The 19,618-nt window shown below is 50.4% G+C and carries 17 protein-coding genes; 9 read left to right on the top strand and 8 right to left on the bottom strand.

Annotation, left to right across the window (positions count from 1 at the left end; all coding sequences use genetic code 11):
* Nucleotides 1–48 precede the first annotated feature (48 nt).
* The 7 genes from VXJ35_RS22685 to VXJ35_RS22715 form a co-directional block, all read right to left on the bottom strand.
* Nucleotides 49–1,599, bottom strand: a complete 1,551-nt coding sequence (locus tag VXJ35_RS22685) for a TolC family protein (RefSeq protein WP_231914932.1) — start codon at nt 1,597–1,599, stop codon at nt 49–51.
* On the bottom strand, nt 1,589–2,932 hold the full coding sequence (locus VXJ35_RS22690; protein ID WP_064023664.1) for an HlyD family type I secretion periplasmic adaptor subunit: 1,344 nt from the start codon (nt 2,930–2,932) through the stop codon (nt 1,589–1,591). Before VXJ35_RS22690 ends, VXJ35_RS22685 begins: the two co-directional genes overlap by 11 nt.
* Nucleotides 2,929–5,118 carry a type I secretion system permease/ATPase gene (locus VXJ35_RS22695; RefSeq protein WP_064023665.1) on the bottom strand — a complete coding sequence of 730 codons (2,190 nt, stop codon included), beginning with the start codon at nt 5,116–5,118 and terminating at the stop codon, nt 2,929–2,931. Before VXJ35_RS22695 ends, VXJ35_RS22690 begins: the two co-directional genes overlap by 4 nt.
* A gap of 824 nt (nt 5,119–5,942) precedes the next feature.
* Nucleotides 5,943–7,067 (bottom strand): hypothetical protein, encoded by a 1,125-nt coding sequence (locus VXJ35_RS22700; protein WP_157198329.1) that lies wholly within the window; start codon nt 7,065–7,067, stop codon nt 5,943–5,945.
* Between the two features lie 91 nt (nt 7,068–7,158).
* Complete coding sequence (locus tag VXJ35_RS22705; protein WP_064023667.1) at nt 7,159–7,584, bottom strand: hypothetical protein; 426 nt, start codon at nt 7,582–7,584, stop codon at nt 7,159–7,161.
* Between the two features lie 90 nt (nt 7,585–7,674).
* Nucleotides 7,675–7,983: a hypothetical protein gene (locus tag VXJ35_RS22710; RefSeq protein ID WP_157198330.1), complete on the bottom strand. Its 309-nt coding sequence runs from the start codon at nt 7,981–7,983 to the stop codon at nt 7,675–7,677.
* Between the two features lie 475 nt (nt 7,984–8,458).
* Nucleotides 8,459–8,860, bottom strand: a complete 402-nt coding sequence (locus VXJ35_RS22715; RefSeq protein WP_082881125.1) for an HNH endonuclease — start codon at nt 8,858–8,860, stop codon at nt 8,459–8,461.
* A 469-nt stretch (nt 8,861–9,329) separates the two neighbouring features.
* Here VXJ35_RS22715 and VXJ35_RS22720 point away from each other — a divergent pair, with 469 nt between their 5' ends.
* On the top strand, nt 9,330–10,577 hold the full coding sequence (locus VXJ35_RS22720) for an IS256 family transposase (RefSeq protein ID WP_064023669.1): 1,248 nt from the start codon (nt 9,330–9,332) through the stop codon (nt 10,575–10,577).
* Here VXJ35_RS22720 and VXJ35_RS22725 read toward each other — a convergent pair.
* Nucleotides 10,499–11,086, bottom strand: a complete 588-nt coding sequence (locus VXJ35_RS22725) for a hypothetical protein (protein WP_157198331.1) — start codon at nt 11,084–11,086, stop codon at nt 10,499–10,501. The two genes, VXJ35_RS22720 and VXJ35_RS22725, sit on opposite strands and share 79 nt — an antisense overlap.
* Before the next feature lie 577 nt (nt 11,087–11,663).
* On the opposite strand from VXJ35_RS22725, the gene VXJ35_RS22730 reads away from it, so the two are divergent.
* The 8 genes from VXJ35_RS22730 (at nt 11,664) to VXJ35_RS22765 (ending at nt 19,613) form a co-directional block, all read left to right on the top strand.
* Nucleotides 11,664–12,878: an ABC-three component system protein gene (locus VXJ35_RS22730; protein ID WP_064023670.1), complete on the top strand. Its 1,215-nt coding sequence runs from the start codon at nt 11,664–11,666 to the stop codon at nt 12,876–12,878.
* The gene (locus tag VXJ35_RS22735; protein ID WP_157198332.1) at nt 12,875–13,318 is read left to right on the top strand and encodes a three component ABC system middle component; all 444 of its coding nucleotides are present in this window, start codon (nt 12,875–12,877) and stop codon (nt 13,316–13,318) included. The genes VXJ35_RS22730 and VXJ35_RS22735 overlap by 4 nt, the downstream gene beginning before the upstream one ends.
* The gene (locus VXJ35_RS22740; RefSeq protein WP_064023672.1) at nt 13,315–14,346 is read left to right on the top strand and encodes an AAA family ATPase; all 1,032 of its coding nucleotides are present in this window, start codon (nt 13,315–13,317) and stop codon (nt 14,344–14,346) included. The genes VXJ35_RS22735 and VXJ35_RS22740 overlap by 4 nt, the downstream gene beginning before the upstream one ends.
* A gap of 82 nt (nt 14,347–14,428) precedes the next feature.
* On the top strand, nt 14,429–15,526 hold the full coding sequence (locus VXJ35_RS22745; protein ID WP_064023673.1) for an IS5 family transposase: 1,098 nt from the start codon (nt 14,429–14,431) through the stop codon (nt 15,524–15,526).
* 89 nt (nt 15,527–15,615) lie between these two features.
* A complete protein-coding gene (locus tag VXJ35_RS22750) occupies nt 15,616–16,527 on the top strand; it encodes a DUF3732 domain-containing protein (protein WP_157198333.1) in 912 nt (303 codons plus the stop codon).
* Between the two features lie 103 nt (nt 16,528–16,630).
* Nucleotides 16,631–17,728 carry an IS5 family transposase gene (locus VXJ35_RS22755; protein ID WP_064023675.1) on the top strand — a complete coding sequence of 366 codons (1,098 nt, stop codon included), beginning with the start codon at nt 16,631–16,633 and terminating at the stop codon, nt 17,726–17,728.
* Between the two features lie 596 nt (nt 17,729–18,324).
* Complete coding sequence (locus VXJ35_RS22760; RefSeq protein WP_157198334.1) at nt 18,325–18,708, top strand: hypothetical protein; 384 nt, start codon at nt 18,325–18,327, stop codon at nt 18,706–18,708.
* A gap of 587 nt (nt 18,709–19,295) precedes the next feature.
* Nucleotides 19,296–19,613: a hypothetical protein gene (locus tag VXJ35_RS22765; RefSeq protein WP_064023676.1), complete on the top strand. Its 318-nt coding sequence runs from the start codon at nt 19,296–19,298 to the stop codon at nt 19,611–19,613.
* Nucleotides 19,614–19,618 lie beyond the last annotated feature (5 nt).

The following is a 19,618-nucleotide window of genomic DNA, read 5'->3' on the forward strand; positions in this document are numbered from 1 at the left end:
ATTCGACAAGCTTTAGCCGTCGAATACGCGAACGCCGATCCTTTGAGTTCATCTTTCTGGGGTGGTGATGACCGGCTTCCCGTTTCTGGCTCGCCCTTCGGCCTGTTCGATCATGTCCCGGCCCAGCAGGCCGGTGCTGGTGAACAAGCGCAAGCGGGCCGCTCGCCAGTCGGCCAGGGTGCGCAGGCGCTCCTGGCGGGCGTCGGCTAGTGCGGTCTGGGTATTCAGTAGTTCCAGAATGTCGGCGGCGCCTTTGTCGTAACGCCGCTGCGAGCTGGCGACGGCAGTTTGCGCGCTATCCAGCCAAGTCGCCGAATAGCTCAGATTCCGCAGTGCCGCTTCGGCTTCGGCGTGGGCCTTGACCACGTTCAGCAGGGTCTGCCGCTCGGTGTCGGCCAGTTCGGCCGCGCGTTGTTCGGCTTGGGCTTGAGCGCCGCGGATTTTGTAGGTACGGGCAAAGCCTTCGAACAGCGGGATGGTCAGGTTGATGCCGATGGTTTCCACCCGGGTTTGGTTTTGCGACAGGGCTTGATTGGGGTAGCCGTTTTGGTAGGCGTTCAGGCTGAAGTCCAGCGTCGGCAGGCCTTCGGACCGGGCTTGCACGATGCGCTGCTTGGCGGCTTCCCATTGGGCCTCGGCCGCGACGATGGCTGGATGGCGACGTTTGGCCTCGGCCAGCCAGATTTGCAGGTCGCGGCCGTCTTGGGCCAGCGTTTCCCCCGTTTGCTCAGGCTCGGCATTCTCCGGCAGGGTCAATACCGTTTCCGGGGCGATCCCCATGGCCTGGCGCAGTACCGCCAAGGCTTTGCGGTAATCACCGTCGGCCCGGCTGCGCCCCAATGCCGTCTTGGCCAGGGCGGTTTCGGCTTGCAGAGTATCGCTACGGCTGCTGGCCCCGCTGGCCTCGCGGCGGCGGGCGCTGGCCAGGGTTTGGCCGGCCAACGCTTCGCTTTCGGTCTTGGCCTGCCGTTGGGCATGGGCGGTTTGGGCGTCGAAATAGGCTTGAATCACGCCGTCCAGCAGGCGTTGAAACACCGCGTCCTGGTTGGCCAAGGCCTGGGTCAACAGCCAGTTGGCGGCGGCCAGATTGGCGGCACGGCCGCCGAAGTCGAACAAGCGCCAACTCAGATTGCCGTACAAGGTAAAGCCGTCGGTTTCGCTCGAAGGGAGGGGCGAGTCCGGATATTGGTAATAGCTGTTCAGATGGTTGACCGCCGCGTTCACGGTCGGCCAATAGCCGGCCTTGGCCACACCGAGATTGGCGGCCTGGATCTTGAGCTCGGCCCAGGCGGCTTGGGCTTGCGGATGGTGGCACAAGGCCAGATCCACCGCCTCGTCCAGCAGCAACGGCGCGGCAAAGTCCTTTTCGACCGGACAGACGATGCCGTGCCGGTCGCCCGGCAACACCGCGCCCTGTTCCAGCACCGGCGGCCGGGTATCGAGCGGATCGTCGAGCACATCGGGGATATTAGGTACGGCGGCCCAATCAAAACTCAGCGCCGGCACCGGTAGCAGACTCAGCGCCAAACCCAGCGTGATGACTTTGCTCGAACGGCGGGGGTGGCACGCGGTTCGCGCCGTTCCGGACTTAACGCTCACGCAAGCTTTCCCGGCCGTGCTGCAACAGTGGCGTCAGTACGTATTCGATGACCCTGCGCCGGCCGGTTTTGATGTCGGCCTGGATCGACAAGCCGGGCGACAGCGCCGCATCGTGGCCGTCGACCGCCAGCGTCACCTGGTCGAGGGCAATGCGCACGCTGTAGATCAAGCCTTTTTTCTCGTCTTGAATCGCATCGCGCGAGACATGGGCCACCCGGCCGGTGACGGTGCCGTATTTGGTATAGGGGAAGGCGTCGATCTTTACTTCGGCGCTCTGGCCTTCCTGGACGAAGCCGATGTCCTTGTTTTCCAGGCTGGCGTCCACTTCGACCGTGCTGTCTTGCGGCACGATCTGCAACAAGGGTTGAGCCGCCGCGACCACGCCGCCAACGGTGTGGGCCGCGAGTTGCAGTACGGTGCCGGACACCGGCGCGCTCAGTTTGAGCAAACGGCCATGGGCGTCGGCGCGGGCGGCGTCCTGTTCGGCGTCGCTGGCCAGTTTGCCGGCTTGGGTGTGTTCGTCGAAGGCCAGTTTGCGGGTTTCGGCGATCAGCGCCGCGCGTTGGTTTTTGGCGCTGTCGAGTTGGCCTTGCAGTTCGATGCGGGCCTGTTCTTTTTCCAGATAGGCGTGCGGGGCGACGTCGTGGGCCTCGGCCAGGGCCTGGAAGTCGCGGGCTTGTTGCGCGACCAGCGGCAGCGCCGACGCGTAGCGGGCGATATCGCCGTCCAGGCGTTGCCGCTTGGCGGTGAAGTCGCGGTACTGGCCCTCCAGATGCGCCAACGCGGCTTGGTATTTGGCCTCGGCTACTTGTTCGGGCCGAATCAAAACCGGCGGCCTGCCGCGGTCGATGGCGTCGATCAGCGCTTGGGCCCTGGCCTGTTGCAAGCGGGCTTCGACGACATTGGCTCTGGCCTTGTCGCGTTCGGCATCGAAGGCGCTGCTGTCCAGATCCAATAGCGGCTCGCTTTGGCGGACGAATTGGCCTTCGCGGACGTAAATCGCCGCGACGCTGGCGGTATCGACCGAGGCGATGGTTTTGGTGCGGGCGCTGGGGATGATCTTGCCGGCGGCGTTGACGATGATGTCCACTTCGCCGAACCAGGCCCAGGCCAGCGTCGCGGCGACCAGTGCCATCAACAACCAGGCCACGCCGCGGCCCAGTGGCGAAACCGGTTGGGCCTGCAAGGCCAGGGCGGCCGGCAGAAATTCGGCTTCGTCGTTCGAACGTGGCGGACTATCCAGTTCCCGCCGTTGCCGCCAAAAGTAACGGAAGGTGTCGCGGTAACGGCCCCACAGTTCGGCGTAGGCTTGCCAGCGGTAGCGCAGACTCATGCGCCGGCCTGCTGCAATTGGTAAAGGTGGGCGTAGATGCCGTTCGGCACTTGCAATAATTCCTGATGCCGGCCGGCCTCGGCAATCTGGCCGCGCTCCATGACCACGATACGGTTGGCATCGCGCACCGCCGACAAGCGGTGGGCGATGATCAATACGGTGCGGCCTTGGCAGATGCGGCGCATATTGTCCTGAATGACTTTTTCAGACTCGTAGTCCAAGGCGCTAGTGGCTTCGTCGAAGATCAGGATGCGCGGGTTGCTGATCAACGCCCGGGCGATGGCGATGCGTTGGCGCTGGCCGCCGGATAAACCGGTGCCGTGTTCGCCGACCAGCGTGTCGTAACCTTCCGGCAATTCGCAGATGAACTCGTGGGCGCCGGCCAGTTTGGCGGCTTCGATCACGGCTTCGAACGGCAAGGCCGGGTTGACCAAGGCGATATTGTCGCGAATCGAACGGTTGAACAGAGTATTTTCCTGCAACACCACGCCGATTTGTTGGCGTAGCGAAGCGGTGTCGATGATGCCGATGTCGTGGCCGTCGATCAACACCCGGCCGCGGTCCGGTACGAACAAGCGCTGCACCAGCTTGGTCAAGGTGCTTTTGCCGGAGCCGGAGCGACCGACGATGCCGATCACTTCGCCCGGCGCGATGCGTAAGTCGACCCCGCGAATCACGTCCGGCGCATCCGGCCGGTAACGGAACGACACCTGGTCGAACTCGATCGCGCCGGCAATCCGCGGTAGCCGGGTCTTTTGGCCCATGACTTCGCTGCGGGTATTGAGAATGTCGCCCAAGCGGCGCATCGAGATGCCGACTTGCTGAAAGTCGTTCCACAGCTGCGCCAGCCGCAAAATCGGGGCCGAGACTTGGCCGGACAACATGTTGAAGGCCACCAGCTCGCCGACGGTCAACTGACCGTCGACTACCAGCGTGGCGCCCAGCCACATGATCGCGGCGGTCACCAGTTTGCTGATCAGATTGACGCCGCCGCCGGCCAAGGTGGCGGCTTGGGTGACCGACAGGCCGGCGCTAACGTAAGCGGCCAGTTGCTTCTCCCAGTGTTGGGTCCAACGCGGTTCGACCGCCATGGCCTTGACCGTGTCGATGCCGCTGATGGTCTCCACCAAAAAAGCCTGGCTTTCGGCGCTACGGTTAAATTTCTCGTCCAATCGAGCCCGAATCACCGGGGTGAACACGACCGACAACAGGATATACAGCGGTATCGATACTACGACGATCAGGGTCAGCCAGGCGCTGTAATACAGCATCACGCCGATGAAGATCACCGAGAACAGCAAATCCAGCAACAAGGTGATGGCATTACCGGTCAGAAACGAACGGATATTCTCCAACTCGCGGACTCGGGCGACCGAATCGCCGACCCGGCGGGCTTGAAAATAGGCGGTGGGCAAGGCCAACAAATGCTTGAACAAGCGGGCGCCCAACTCCACATCGATCTTGCTGCTGGTATGAGCGAACACCCAAGTGCGGATACCGGACAAGGCGGCTTCGAACAGCATCGCTCCGATCAGGCCGATCGCGATCACGTTCAAGGTTTTCATCGCGTGGTTGACCAGCACCTTGTCCATCACCACCTGGAAAAACAACGGCGTGACCAGGCCGATCAGCTGCAACACCAGCGAAATCAACAACACTTCGCCGAACAGCTTGCGGTACTTGATCAGAGCCGGAATGAACCAGGTGAAATCGAACTGGGCCGCTTCGCCGGCATAGCTGGCCTTGGAGGTAAAAAACAACAATTCGCCGGTCCAGCTCGCCAGCAGTTCGGGCAGGGTCATCACCGCCGGCGGCTCGCCGGGGCGCTGGATCAAGACTTTGCCGGCGGGGTTGGGCAAGCCGCCATGGGTGGGCGGCCCGGCATCGTATTTGGCCAGGATGAAATAACGGCCGTCCTTGCCCAACGCGATCGCCGGCAACGGCGCTAACGCCAAACGTTTCGGATCCTGCCGGCGCGGCTTGGCGGTCAAGCCCAAGCGTTGCGCGGCCAGTTGCAGTGCTCGGTTATCGAAGCGACAGCGCCCTTCGCGATCCGGCACCAACGCCGGCCCGAACTCGTGGCGCAAGGCGGCTTCGTCGGCGGCGACGCCGTGGAAGGCGGCCATCATCAACAACGCGGCCAGACCGGTATCCAGGTCGGCGGGGATTGGGGTGGTAGAGTTCATTTACAACGGCTGGTCGAGGCTGAAAGGTCTGTGAGTGAACCCCACCTGAACTCACTGATCAAGCGGAGTAGTCGCGAATCGAGCACTGGCATCCTTGGCAAAAGACGAATGGAATAGCGTTAAATAACTTCAAACCTCGCCGCTAACGGCAAACCCGATCGGCGAAAAGACCGGGCAAATCTAGCTGGTGAGAGGGGATTTGTCCAGAGGGACCGGTTGGCAATGCGCGCGAACGCTAAGATTGAAACATCGTCAGCCTTTTTGCACCGTGAAATAGACCATCGGCGCCACCGGCTGTTTTGGTATCGGAATACCTGGCGGTTTTGATCGGAATATGCACTGCGAAAACGCTGGCATGACCCGCTGCTGAAAACTGGCGAGTGGATTCAAAAAGTTCTGCAAGGACATTTGAACTATTTTTCCGTTTCAGGCAATGATTCCAGTATCTGGCTATTCTTCAACGAAGTGCGCCGCCTTTGGCTGCGCCGTATTAGAAGACGTAGCCAGAAGGATTTTATGACTTGGGATCGGTTCATGCGCATTACCTCGCGCTTCTTCCCCAGGGTTAGATTATTACATCCCCATCCTTGTTACCGCTTCGACGTTCGTACTCGAGGGAGGAGCCCAGTGCGTTAGCAGCGCACGCTGGGATCTGTGCGGGGGGTACCGGGCAACCGGTATTCCTACCGCGACCATTCGAAGTTTTGCGCTTAATGTCGGGAGGAATTCAATTAGCAGCCATTCAATGCAAAGTTCAACGTCGGAGTCCGGTGCAACATCATACTAGGCCTGGATTTCGCAAGATTCATCCAGGCAATACAAGTTTATTGTGGGGTGATTACTTTATATTCGACGCTTTGGTTTGGATCTGTTTTTAATGGCGCTTCTGTAGACTCAAGTTTTGATGCGGTAATAGGAGATAATGTTTGATATTTTACCCGCAACGCTAAGTTCTTGATATGCCTTTTTCCGTCATTGTCTTTCATCCATTTATAGCCGCCACCAGCATAAATGAAATTCGCATACTTGATATCAGTACCAGTTTCAAGTGACTCTGCTGTATATGTTTCAACATTGGCATCTTCAATTACGAATGCTTCGGTCAAAAAGTATAAATCACCGCTCTCTTTCTGTTGATCAATAAGTTTGCGTAAAATATCATTTCCTTCTTGGGTGCTTTTAAGCTTTCTTTCTACACTGTGCCAGGTGTATGGCAATGCGTGCCAAGAAGTGTTTTGTATTTCAAACAGATATTTGTATAACTTTGACCTGCTAAAGTCCATATTTAGATTGAAATCGGGGAATTGCGTTTTTAACTGCGCACTACTCGATTCATCAGTAACAGTCGACAAACTAAATCCCCCTTTTTGTTCGCTGGATGGCATAAAGGCATCGCGCCCTATAACGCCATATAATTCGGATGGCGAATATATTCTTTCAAAGCTAATTGCTCCATCTTTCCCGTTTTTTATGTATATACCACCCAAGTACTGCCCCAAAAGAGAGCCTATGTCTGTTGTGGGCGTTTCGTAACTGCCTTTAACGCCAACAAGTTGGCTTTCTATTTCAGATGCATCAGTTATTCTCAGTTGCCCTGTCCTGATATCATCTTTTCTTATTTCAATATTAACAGTAGTGGGGTCTGCTTGTAGATTTGTTACTAGCTCCTTAACTAAAACTCCATCTCGTAATGATGCTTTAACTGTTACATATTTTTGGTTATCAAACTTACCAATATTTTTGAGGGGAGTCTGTCCATTTGAAGGTATATCTTCTTGATGAATTATCCTTCCAGTTTCAGAGTCTTTTTCGTCCATAAGCGAAGCAGATAATACTAATGGGTAATCAGTTGTATTTTTTGCGACTAGATTTAAAGTCGATGTGCAACCGGAATTTAAAAAAAGTAATGCAGCTGCAACGAGTGTGTATCTCAACTGGCAAGTCATCATATGCGTGTCTCCCACATTATTGATTTATTTCAGCCTAATGGGTTTTGATAAGGGGCGTTAGCGGAGTCCGCTGGCGTGTTATATTAGGCTGTTATTTCAATTCTTCCGCCTTAACTTTCAACAACGATTTTCCCCAAACAAATTTATAGTCACTAGCATTGGATACGCTACATAAGAACCAAGTATATTGGCGTTTCAAATAGGGATTCTGCTTTTCTTCGCCTTTGTCATAGGCGGCAATGTTCGCGTTTTCAGTTGCATTGTTGGCGTAGTCAATGCCTTTAAGATGAAACACGAGGGGAAAATCAGATGAAATAGTATTGATTGCATGTGCTTTAGGCCACTGTTGACCGTCTTCTCCAGTATAATATGACAACCAAACCTCACCATATCCATTCACTATAAATTTCGATGTAGTCAATTTTATAGGCCTTTCACCTTCTGCTCTCACGTTCTGTGAAAGTAAACCAAAACAAATTGCAGCGAGAAGACTAAGAGTGGCGAGAGCCTTTTTCATAATAAATCCTATAATTCTGATGAAATCAGCATATACAAGCGGTATATTCTGCCGCTTGTATATGTGTTATTTTCTGAGATTACAAAAATATCAATCAAGATTCATCCATTTTTTGCAAACAGAAGGATTATTAAAATCCCAATCTATGCAGGTTCTGCGATGCTTCTGAGTTTCACTGCTTCCCGAACCTGAATAGCTTTCAGGAAGATTTTTTTGGCCGTCATAAACAGATTCTCTTGGAGGTGTTGACTGTCCTGTAGGACGGTTGCTGATACTGCTTCCCGTCCTTAGACGTTTATTCATATCGTCGTAAGCTTTAGAACCATCTCCTGCGGTTGCGCTGTCAATTGACGCTGCAACGAGAATTGCCGTGATAAATGAGAACATGGAATTGCGCATTTTCAATCTCCTTAATGTAGGGGATGAGGGTAAACGTCAGGTTCCCTGCTAAAACCGCACAGTCTAAGTTAAAGCTGTTAACCGTATATCTACCACGAAACATGTGTAGCCACAATAAGTTTGTGAACTGCAAGGTTTTTTTGATTACATACATTATTCAAACTGCGCTAAAAATTGCTGTTGACGGTTATCATGTTCCCTGTTCGCCGCATCTTTCAGACAGGCGTTTGAGTCTGAGCTCGTTCAGCGCAATATTTCGGATCAGCAGCACCGCAGTTTTCATAAGTGGCTTAAGTTTTATCTGGAATTTTAAACGAATGTTCATTGTCGGCAATAAGCCAGCTTACTGTCATTGGTAAATGGATCTTCTACGACGGCTCTTGGCCGTCTGCCGCCGATGGTCAGCGGCATATATTTCAGTTGCAAATAAGGAATTTGGTATTGTCCGGTTGTCCGATCAATACCAGAGCAATGTCTAGTTTAATCTTATGCTGTGCCACCCTCCCTGGCTCATACGAGCCTGAATTAAGTCTCTGTACTGTTCAGGTTCAGGTGGGTTTTTCCGTTGGTGTCGCTTGTGATTACAATACCAGCAAGCCGCAACGATATTAGTCGGCTTGGTTGAACCACCTTCATGATGAGCTTTAAGATGCTCACCTGTGCATCTTAAGAGTTTGGCCTGGTTAGGCGTTATTTTGTATTTGGCGGAAAATTCAATGATATTCCCCGTCGCCATTGGTTGGTCGCAGTAGTAACAGCGGCCGCGTTGAAGGGAAAAAGCGATAGAGCGGGGTTTTATAAGCGATTTGCGACGTTGTGCCATGAGAGTCTCCGAGTGAACAAAAGGTTGCCCCCTGTCGCTCACATGAGCATCCATGGGGAACCAGTCGAACGCTCGAACTGGCACAATAGGCACCCCAACGGGTAGTGCCCACAGAAAAATTATAGAGTTGACAAATCTGAAAAACAACTAGAGATTACATTCCCAAACCACAAAACCATCGACAACATCCTTCGTTGATCGATGACGCTTGGCGTTGATCAGCGACATGAGTGACTCATTCAGAATTGGTAATGCTTCCGGATCGAAGGCACTAACGTATCGGCTTGACCTGCCTTGCCCGTTCTCGCACCTCTCAGGTAGCCAACGTTGCGGGTAGGATTTAACTTGATAGCCATGGTCAACCAGAATCTCGGCAACAAATGGTCCTCCGCTTTTGACAGTCCACTTAACTTTTTTCAATGTGGAGCTATAACTAAATCTGGTGTTTGGAGTTGAAGAGAAGCGGCGTATCTGGTTGATTATTTGTGACCAAACAAAACGATCAACCGAGGAATACGCCACGATGAAGAAGAGTAATGTAATCGACCTGTCGAGTCGAGAAGAGAACGCCGATCCTTTGACCGACCTGATTCGGCAAGGGGCGCGCAAGCTGATTGAGCAAGCGATCGAAGCCGAATTGGCGATCTATCTGGAAGCCTTCAGCGAGCGGAAGCTGAACAATGGCCGGGCAGCGGTGGTCCGCAACGGTTATCAGCCGGAACGTGAGATTCAGACCGGCATCGGCCCCGTATCCGTTAAAGTGCCGAAGGTTCGGGCGAAAGACGGCCAAAGCGCTACCTTTCGTTCGGCTCTGGTACCGCCGTATGTCCGTAAGACACGTTCTCTGTCTGCCGCGTTGCCCTGGCTATACCTGAAAGGCATTTCCACGGGTGAAATGGAAGCGGCGCTGGAAGTGTTGGTGGGGTCGGAAGCCAAGGGGCTATCGGCCAGTACCGTGGCGCGTTTAAAACGCGATTGGGCAGCCGAATATACCGATTGGCGAGCGACTCGCCTGGATCGTGACCAATGGGTTTATGTGTGGGCCGACGGCATCTATAGCGGTTTACGAGCGGAAGACGCCAAACTGTGTGCCTTAGTCATCATCGGCGTCAATGAGCGCGGCGAGAAGCGCTTTCTGGCGATTGAAGACGGCGTGCGCGAATCGACGCAGAGTTGGCGGGAAGTGCTGCAGGGTCTGAAGGCGCGCGGCATGAATGCCCCTAAGCTGGCCATAGGTGACGGCGCGATGGGCTTCTGGTCGGCGCTGGACGAAGTCTACAGCGACACCCGGCAGCAACGCTGCTGGGTACACAAGATGAACAATGTGCTGAACCGTGTGCCGCAATCGGTACAGCCGAAGATGAAGCAATCGCTCTACGACATCTGGCAGGCTGACACCCAACAGCATGCTGAGCGGGCATTTGATCAGTTTGCCACGCTGTTTGAGGCCAAATATCCCAAGGCGGTTGAGTGTTTGTACAAGGATCGAAATGAACTATTGGCGTTCTATGACTTTCCGGCACAGCACTGGCAAAGCATCCGAACGACCAACCCCATTGAATCGACCTTCGCCACCATCCGGCACCGGACTACCCGAGCCAAGGGCTGTCTCTCGCGGGATGGCATGCTGCACATGCTGTTTAAACTGGGTCAATCAGCCGAGAAAACCTGGCGTCGCCAGCGAGGATTTGATTATCTTGCCAAAGTGATTACCGGCATCCCATTCAAGGATGGCATTGAAGTCGATACCACTGACCGGATCGCCGCTTGATTTAGCCCTGAACACCAGATTTGACAATAGCTCTTCAATGTGTGCAATCCACCCAGAAGGACCAGTATCGGCTCATCGCGTTGTAAATGTTCTAAGCGGTCAGCCATGTGTTCGTCGCGATCCTGATCCGCATCAATGGCCTCGATTCTCAAGCAGGGTGTTTTCGATTTTAGCTTGGCCAGATAATCAATCAGTTTTCGCATACCTGGATGATCGATGGCATACGGTATTTTAATCTCCGATACCCGTGTTTCGCCCTTCGTTACTGCATCGATGGCGGGTTGTTGATTGTGGTTAATTTCGAGCCCTACAGTCAGGCATTGATGTCTTTTAAGTGCTGAATCCACCAGAAGCGCAAACAGTTGTGCCGATTCCGGTTTCTGGTGGGTTTCACCGATGATGACAATGTTGCCGGGTTTGATATTGTCCTGTATGGTCGAGAATTCATCCGACCATACAGGACCGGATAACAGCACCAAATAAATACTAAAAAAGTATCTTTTCAACACCTAAAAGGCTCCTAAACTGTACAAAATGGCGTTATTTATAGCATCTCGTCCTGTAGCTCCTGCGCTAATTTCTGCATTAAAATTCAGCTTTGAACGGCCCGCTAACCGACTACCAATGTCTAATTGTAACGGCTTGCAATCGAAAACGCGCAAACCTGCAATCAGCGCAATTTTCGAACGGAATTAGCTGCAACTGACGGGCGCGCAAACCGAGATTATTTGCAAGTGAACCTGCAATCATTCGCGCCGACCTGCAATCATCCGCAGCAAACCAGGATTATTTGCAACTGACACCAGTTCCAGAAACTCAGCGTCAAGGAAACAATATTGACGTTGATTCATTGACGAGATAGTTGGAATATCAAGGTAAGATTCGGCGTGAAGCGCATCTTGGCAAGACAAAAGTCCAGAAAACGGACGTATTCTGGACTGTCATTTTTCGAAGTAGGTGTCAGCAGCGACTTGGCCGACAAAAACCGACCAAAAGTCGACATTGAACCAAGTAAACTATCACCACAGTTCGTATAGCCTGAATTTGCAATAAAGATGAGCTAAAGAAAATTAAAAAGAGTTCAATGTGACGAGCAAGCATCATACTGAAAAAACATCTGCCGCAGGGACAATTGTTGGATTTGATTTCCAAAATTACTATTTCTTGTACAAGCTGCTGATACTCAAAAAAGGCGAAACAATTGGATTTGAGGTTTTGGATGATGTGCATACCCAGCTTAACAATGATCATCAAGTTCTCATTCAAATCAAACACTCAATCCAAAAAAAATCTAATGGGACTACCGCCAACTTAACTGAGCTTGACCCCGACCTTTGGAAGACGATGTATAACTGGAGTGCTGTTATAACGGATAAAAATGATGGCCGAGAAAGCCAGATTGATCAAAGAAAATTTGTAGAAAAAACCACTTTTATTTTGGCAAGCAATAAGTCATTCACATCGAGCAACACCTTTTTATCAAAGATTTCTGATTTTCAGGTCGGACAAATCGATTTTGAAAAAATGAGTAACCACCTCAAAACGTTACATGCATCTACGAAGTCAGAAGAAATAAAGAGTCATATAGGCTTGGTTATTAGCCTAGATGAATCTGTCTTAAGTGAGTTCTTACGCAACATAAAATCCGAACTGAATGTTGCCAACATAATTGATCAGTGTAAAACAGCTCTTGAGGAAAAAGATGTTAACCCAAGAGAAATTGATAATCTATTCAATCAATTAGATTCAGTTGTACGACAGGATATATTTAAAAACTTCTCTGATAACAAAAAGCTTATTTATTCTTTTGAAGAAAGAAGTCGTAAGTTTCGCAGATACTTTGATATCGCAAATAACCCTGATCTCAAGATACGAAAATTTGAAGGCGGGCTGCCTGACCGAATAGAAGAACAAACGTTTATTAAGCAGCTCTTAGATATAGAAGACATCAACCTGAGCGAACAGGAAATTATCCAAAATTATACTCGTTATAGGATCATGTTAGAAAGTAATTTGTCTAATTGGGTTGCCGATGGCCAACTGACATCTGAAGAAATTGGAATATTTGAAGATGATATTTTTCGCCAGTGGGAGACGGAATATAGGTCGTCATATAGGGGGAAGGGCAATCCTGATGAATATATTGATATAGCCCACAATATACTGAAGGCAATGAGAAGTAAGGCGCTTTCAATTTCAGGGCAAACATTACTCTCAGATATGAGCCATGGAAGCTTGTATAGCCTATCAAACAGACCTGTAATTGGCTGGCTTAAAGATTGGAAGGAAAAGTACAAGTGAGAACCGAAGCTTTAAATAACTTGGCCTTTGCTTCACTAGCAATTGCCATGGTTGTTGAAAAATCAGGAAAGCTCGAATTAACGAAAGCATTGTTAATAATGCCTTTCTTGGCACACAAAGAGCTGCTGTCATATTTGGCCAACGGAAAAACTCAGGTAAGAAGCCTAGACAAGTTGATCGTAGACAAGCTTCACTGCTTTTCAAATTTTAATGAACGATACTACGACAATCTGGGTACATCTTTAAATGCACTGCAATTTCTCTCTGAGGTCGATGTGGTATCAATAGAGAACTCACATATCGTTTCAAGGGAGAAAATTGAGTATATGAGTTTAATGGGTACTCGATCAGATAAAGCATCAAAAGCCTCTCATAATCTATCAAATATTTTAAGCGAAGATGCGTCAAGCCTATATTTGAACTTAAGGATTGAGCTATGAAGTATTCAATACATAAAATAATCCTTTGGATGAACGACAACAGTGGCTATAGGAGAGAGCTACAATTTGAAGAAAACAAAGTAAATGTAATAACCGGAGAGTCAAACACTGGGAAAACAGCAATTCTGCATATTGTTGATTACTGCCTTTTCGCATCAAAGCACAAAATCGCCGAAAGCAAAATAAATGAGAACTTAGCCTGGTACGGACTTAATTTTAAAATTAACGACAAATATTTTACTATCGCAAGAAAAGCACCTAATAGAACCAACGTATCAAGTGATTATTACTTTTCATCGACTGGTGAGATTCCGGAGTTTCCATCGCCGAACATGACAGAGGGAAGCTTAAAAGAAATACTGGAAACTGAATTTAATATTGATAAAGATGTAACAATCCCATTTGGCGGCAGATCCTTAAAGGCCAATAGTAAAATTTCATTAAGATATTTTATGTTATTTTGCACCATCTCGGGAGACATAATTCAGCATAGCGAAGTGTTTTTTGACAAGCAAAATGACAGCAGATACAGAGAGGCACTTCCTCGAATTTTTGATCTGGCCGTAGGAATTGAGACAATCGAAAACATTCTCAAGCGCGAGAAAGTGCTATCTCTGCAAGCTGAACTGGCGAAAATTGAAAAAAAGAATAAACAAATTTCGGAAAAAAAATCCGAATTTTATGACGAACTTAAAAGCATCGCTATGGAAGCAAAAGAATATGGGCTTATTGATGAAGGCGATGATATACCGGACTCAATAGAATCCCTAAAGTCTGTCATTGATGATGGAATTAGCCAAGCTTATGACACAAAAGGAAACAGGTTTGACGAAATAATATCAGAGAAAAACTTGCTGGAAAGAAAAGTGAGAAATCTCATGAGATTTCAATCCGCTTACAATGAGTACAAGTCTAGCCTAAATGTTATAGAGGACAGTTTGAAACCAGTAGAATACTGGAGAAATAAAGACGAAATAGTAAAAACATCCATTTTTGACACTCTGATAACGTCGCTAGCAGGCTGGTGAAAAACTCCCAAAGCTGCAGTCATCAAGGCGCATAGCCTCAGCAAACAAGTAAAATAGCGCATCTAAATTGGAGAAGCCCCCCATGCGCGGACACGATGCCATTCAAAATAGCTGGTTCAGCTACGTTAGCCTGGAAGACCGTATTCCCAAACAGCATCCGTTGCGTCGTTTACGGCTACTCGTCGATGGCGTATTGGCCTCTATGGATGCCGTCTTTGCCGAGCGTTACTCGCACACTGGCCGTCCGTCGATTGCTCCCGAAAAATTGCTGCGCGCCTTGCTGTTGCAAGTGCTGTACACCGTTCGTAGCGAACGCCAGTTGATGGAACAGCTGGACTACAACCTGCTGTTTCGCTGGTTTGTCGGTCTGGGCATCGACGATGCTGTCTGGGAACGCACAGTGTTCAGCGCCAACCGCGAACGCCTGCTGTCCGAAGCGCTGAGTCGCGAATTTTTTGAGCGGGTACTGGCCATAGCCGAATGGCAAAACCTGGTGTCCGACGAACACTTCAGTGTCGACGGCAGCCTCATTGAAGCCTGGGCCTCGCACAAAAGCTTCGTTAAGAAAGACGGCAGCGGCCCGGACAAACCCGCTGGCCGCAATCCCGAGGTCGACTTCAGCGGCGAAAAGCGCAGCAACGCCACCCACCAAAGCACGACAGACCCGGAAGCGCGGCTCTACAAGAAAGGCGAATACACCGAGGCCAAACTGCGTTACATCACCCATGCCTTGTCCGAGAATCGCAACGGCCTGATTGTCGATGTCGAAACCACTCAAGCCACCGGCACCGCCGAAATCGAAGCCGCGCAAACAATGATCAAACGCCGTGTGCCCAAAGGCGGTAGCGTCGGTGCCGACAAAGGCTATGATCAACCGGCGTTCGTCAACGGACTCAACACCCAAGACATCAAGGCCCATGTGGCCCGCAAAAAGACCGGCAGTGCCGTCGATGGCCGCACCGCTCGCGGCAAAGGCTATGCCCAAAGCCTCAAGCGCCGCAAAATCGTCGAAGAAGCCTTCGGCTGGATCAAGACCGTCGGGGGCCTGCGCAAAACCCGCCACATCGGCTTAGCCAAAGTCGCAGGTCAGGCCTTGTTTTGCTTTGCCGCCTACAACCTGACGCGCTTGCTCAACCTATTGGTGTTCACGCCGAAACCGGCGTGGAGTGCGCCCACCTAGGGCGAAGTGCGCCTGAAAACCGTCCACAGACGGCTTCAGGCGAATAAAAAGCCCTTGAAACAGGGGCAAAACGGTTGAAACTCGATGTCATGACCGATTTCAACACGAAAAAATCACGGAAACCGTGGGTAAGGGGAAATATCGGTGGGTTTTTCACCAGCCTGCTAGAGGAAGACTTACAACGAATTAAGCAGATCAATAGAAAAAGAACACCAATTGACGGGAAAACCTCTGATGAAATAGCTGCGTGCAGGCGTTTAATAAATGAACTTGAAGAGGAAGCAAGGGGCTTGCCCAAGCAGGCTAAGAGCTTTAGTGACGATAGAGATAAGTATATTTTTCTCGGTCAAACAAAAACAAAAATTGATATTTATCAGCCTAAAAATGATTGTGATGAAATAAAATCAACAAAAGAAATTGAGGAGCAGATAAATTCAATTCAGGTTCTTGATATTACAGAAAGCAGAGAATTATGCATAAAGGTTGTAGAAGAAATTATTCAAGGATATATGAAATTAGTTGAACCATCTCTAGAGAATTACGGTAATTATTTACCAGTCTTTAATTACAAAGACAAAAAAATTGATTTCAGAAAACCCAAAACGACTTATATTGAAGCCGCCGGGAGTAGTTCAAATGATATGTTTAAGCATTTATTTATGTTTTTAGGGCTTCATGAGTTAATGCTCACTAAAAACAACAAACATGTCCCTTCTTTTTTACTAATTGATCAACCAAGCAGGCCATATTATGGCGAAGAAGAAAATGTATCCGAGTCGAGACTACAGCACTCGGACAGAGCAAAAATCATTGATGCGTTTAAATTAATGGATACTTTTATAGGCAACGTTTTAAACGACATGAAGCAATCCTTTCAAATGATTGTGTTTGAGCATGTCCCAAAGGATTACTTTAATGACTTTGACAACATCCATTTGGTTGAAGAGTTTCGGGACGGGAACGCACTCGTTCCTCAAGAATATTTGGATAGCTTAAAATAGTTTCTACATAGCAGGCTGGTGAAAAACTCCGAAAGCCAAGCAATCCGAGACCGATAACGGCTGGTAGCGGTTAAAATAGGCTAGCTAAATTTGGAGCTTTCCCATGCGCGGACACGATGCCATTCAAAACAACTGGTTCAGCTATGTCAGCCTGGAAGACCGCATACCCAAACAGCATCCGTTGCGTCGCTTACGGCTATTGGTCGATGGCGTCTTGGCCTCAATGGACTCGGTTTTCGCCGAACGTTACTCGCATACCGGTCGCCCGTCGATTGCCCCTGAGAAACTCTTGCGGACCTTGCTGTTGCAAGTGCTCTATACCGTTCGCAGTGAGCGACAGTTGATGGAACAACTGGACTACAACCTGCTGTTTCGCTGGTTTGTGGGGCTGGGTATTGACGATACTGTCTGGGAACGCACGGTATTCAGCGCCAACCGCGAGCGCCTATTGTCCGAATCCCTCAGCCGCGAATTTTTTGAGCGCGTCCTGGCGATTGCCGAATGGCGAAACCTGGTGTCCGACGAACACTTCAGTGTCGATGGCAGCCTGATCGAAGCCTGGGCCTCGCACAAAAGCTTCGTAAAAAAAGACGGTAGCGGTCCAGATAAGCCCGCCGGCCGCAATCCCGAGGTAGACTTCAGCGGCGAAAAGCGCAGCAACGCCACCCACCAAAGCACGACCGATCCCGAAGCCCGGCTTTACAAGAAAGGCGAATACACCGAGGCCAAACTGCGCTACATCACCCACGCCCTGTCCGAGAATCGCAACGGCCTGATCGTCGATGTCGAAACCACCCAAGCCACCGGCACCGCCGAAATCGAAGCCGCCCAAAAAATGATCAAACGCCGCGTGCCCAAAGGCGGCAGCGTCGGTGCCGACAAAGGCTACGACCAACCGGCGTTCGTCAACCAACTCAATGCGCAAGACATCAAAGCCCATGTGGCCCGTAAAAAGACCGGCAGTGCCGTCGATGGCCGCACCGCTCGCGGCAAAGGCTATGCCCAAAGCCTCAAGCGCCGCAAAATCGTCGAAGAAGCCTTCGGCTGGATCAAGACTGTCGGTGGCCTGCGCAAAACCCGCCACATTGGTTTAGCCAAAGTGGCAGGCCAAGCCTTATTTTGCTTTGCCGCGTACAACCTGACACGGCTGCTGAACTTACTGGTATTCACGCCGAAACCGGCGTGGGCTACGCCCACCTAGGGCGAAGTGCGCCTGAAGGCCGTTCAAGGACGGCGTCAGGTGGATAAAAAGTCCTTGAAACAGAGGCCTAACCGTTGAAACTCGATTTTATGACTGATTTCAACGCGAAAAAATCACGAGAACCGTGGGTAAGGGAAAATAGGCGCGAGTTTTTCACCAGCCTGATAGGTACTCCGGGGACAGTTCATTGAGATATTTGGGTGCAAAGAAAAACTCAATGTCAGCTCATGGCCGGATTTAGCCAAAGAGGACGCAAGGTTGCTTACCGAAAAGCTGCCATTCGCTGAGTTTAGGGATGGAAAATTTCGCAAGTATCCTCAGTGGCCGCTTTGGCCGGTTGCGTGAGTTCCCCAGGGGCTGCTTTGAGCCCTTCCGTTGCAAAATCTAGACTTGGCCGGCTCACCGGTTTAGAGAAATGCGACAGGTAAAATGGGTCGGTTGTGTTAATTCGTCACCTCCAAAAGCTGAGATCTACTATTGGTGTACTCATCTCGAAAATCGTGGAGGGTTTTCGACCGGATCCGGTGGCTGTTTTTGATCGGAATGCCTAGATTGTCAAATCGTCCTGGTTCAGCGAGTAGACTGGTGAACCACGAATGATCGACAAGTTCCCTCGACAGTATGTGAATTATGAAAATAGCGAACTCAGTCGATCATTTGTCGATATACAGGCGAAGCGAGTCGTTGTAAGGGCTGTATTCTGTCGATTTATAGGCTTTTTTAATCTTTCGAGAGGAAGAACGGGCATTACGGATACTTTGAGTTCGGGCCGGTTGACGCTAGGGATTGGTAAAGAGCATCAAATGAAAAGAGTTATCCGTGCAAACGACTGCCGATTTCAGGATGACGTAATACCGATTGCTCAGATAGGGCTTGTTAGAGGGCTCTGTTTAATGTCATTGCGTAGTGGAAAAAATATAATGTGGTTTCGCCGCGAACCTATTGAATCGAAAACGGAAAAAAAGGAACGACGTAAATAATTCAACGCGCGAAAAGCAATAATTCATCAACTGCGCTGCCACATTAATTGGTTCACAAGCGTGCACCATTAATAAATCCATCGATATATCAATCACTAAGCAAGAAATGATATTGTTCTCGCTCCAATAATCTCTGGTGTTTTCAAGGCAGAACCATCGCAAAATCGATCATAAATATCGAGTTGAACCATTATAGTTTTCCACCATGAAGACCCATATTTATAAAATGGGGCAAGCAGGTGGAAAAATATAATGTGGCAGAGGCGTGGGTCAATTGAAAATTTGAATAGCCCGTTGACTTATGGTGGCGGGGTAGACCGCAACAGTAATTGCGCGCGCGATCCAACAAGTGACGGGAAGACCCGCTGGCAAAGTGCATTACAGATGCATCTAGCCAGCGGGTTCAAAATTCGGAATGCGATATGCTGACCTGACCCTAACCAGAGGACAGGCCAATGCGGACATCAATATTCTTACTTTTACCTTTTATGGCCGGTTGCGCCCAGGCGCTGATCGATCCAGCAACTTCTCAGCAAGTCATCACATCGATAACCGACGCCGGACCTCGCCACAACTGGCAGCTTGGAATGGATGCCTTTGCCTCCGAAACTGGCGGGGCGGCGGTACGGCAATCGTCCGTGGAGCATGTGGTCACCCGTAAACCGCATGCCGCAGCCGGTACCTTGGCAGATGCGAGTGGATTCGTAACTCTGCCATTGGCCGAAGCGGACGCAGCCTTAGCGCAACCCGGTTTTCAGCGGAGTGGCGACGAAATCGAAAGAGCTTGGCGGAAATACTGCCGGCATAAGCTGGACATGACCGATCGCGATCACGCGATTATTCGCACCACCACCATGCCGGCCAGACTGAAAGCGTCATGCAATCCAAAAAGCTTGAAGAAATAAACGGG

The sequence above is a fragment of the Methylomonas sp. DH-1 genome, assembly GCF_046097555.1.
Taxonomy (GTDB): Bacteria; Pseudomonadota; Gammaproteobacteria; order Methylococcales; family Methylomonadaceae; genus Methylomonas; species Methylomonas koyamae.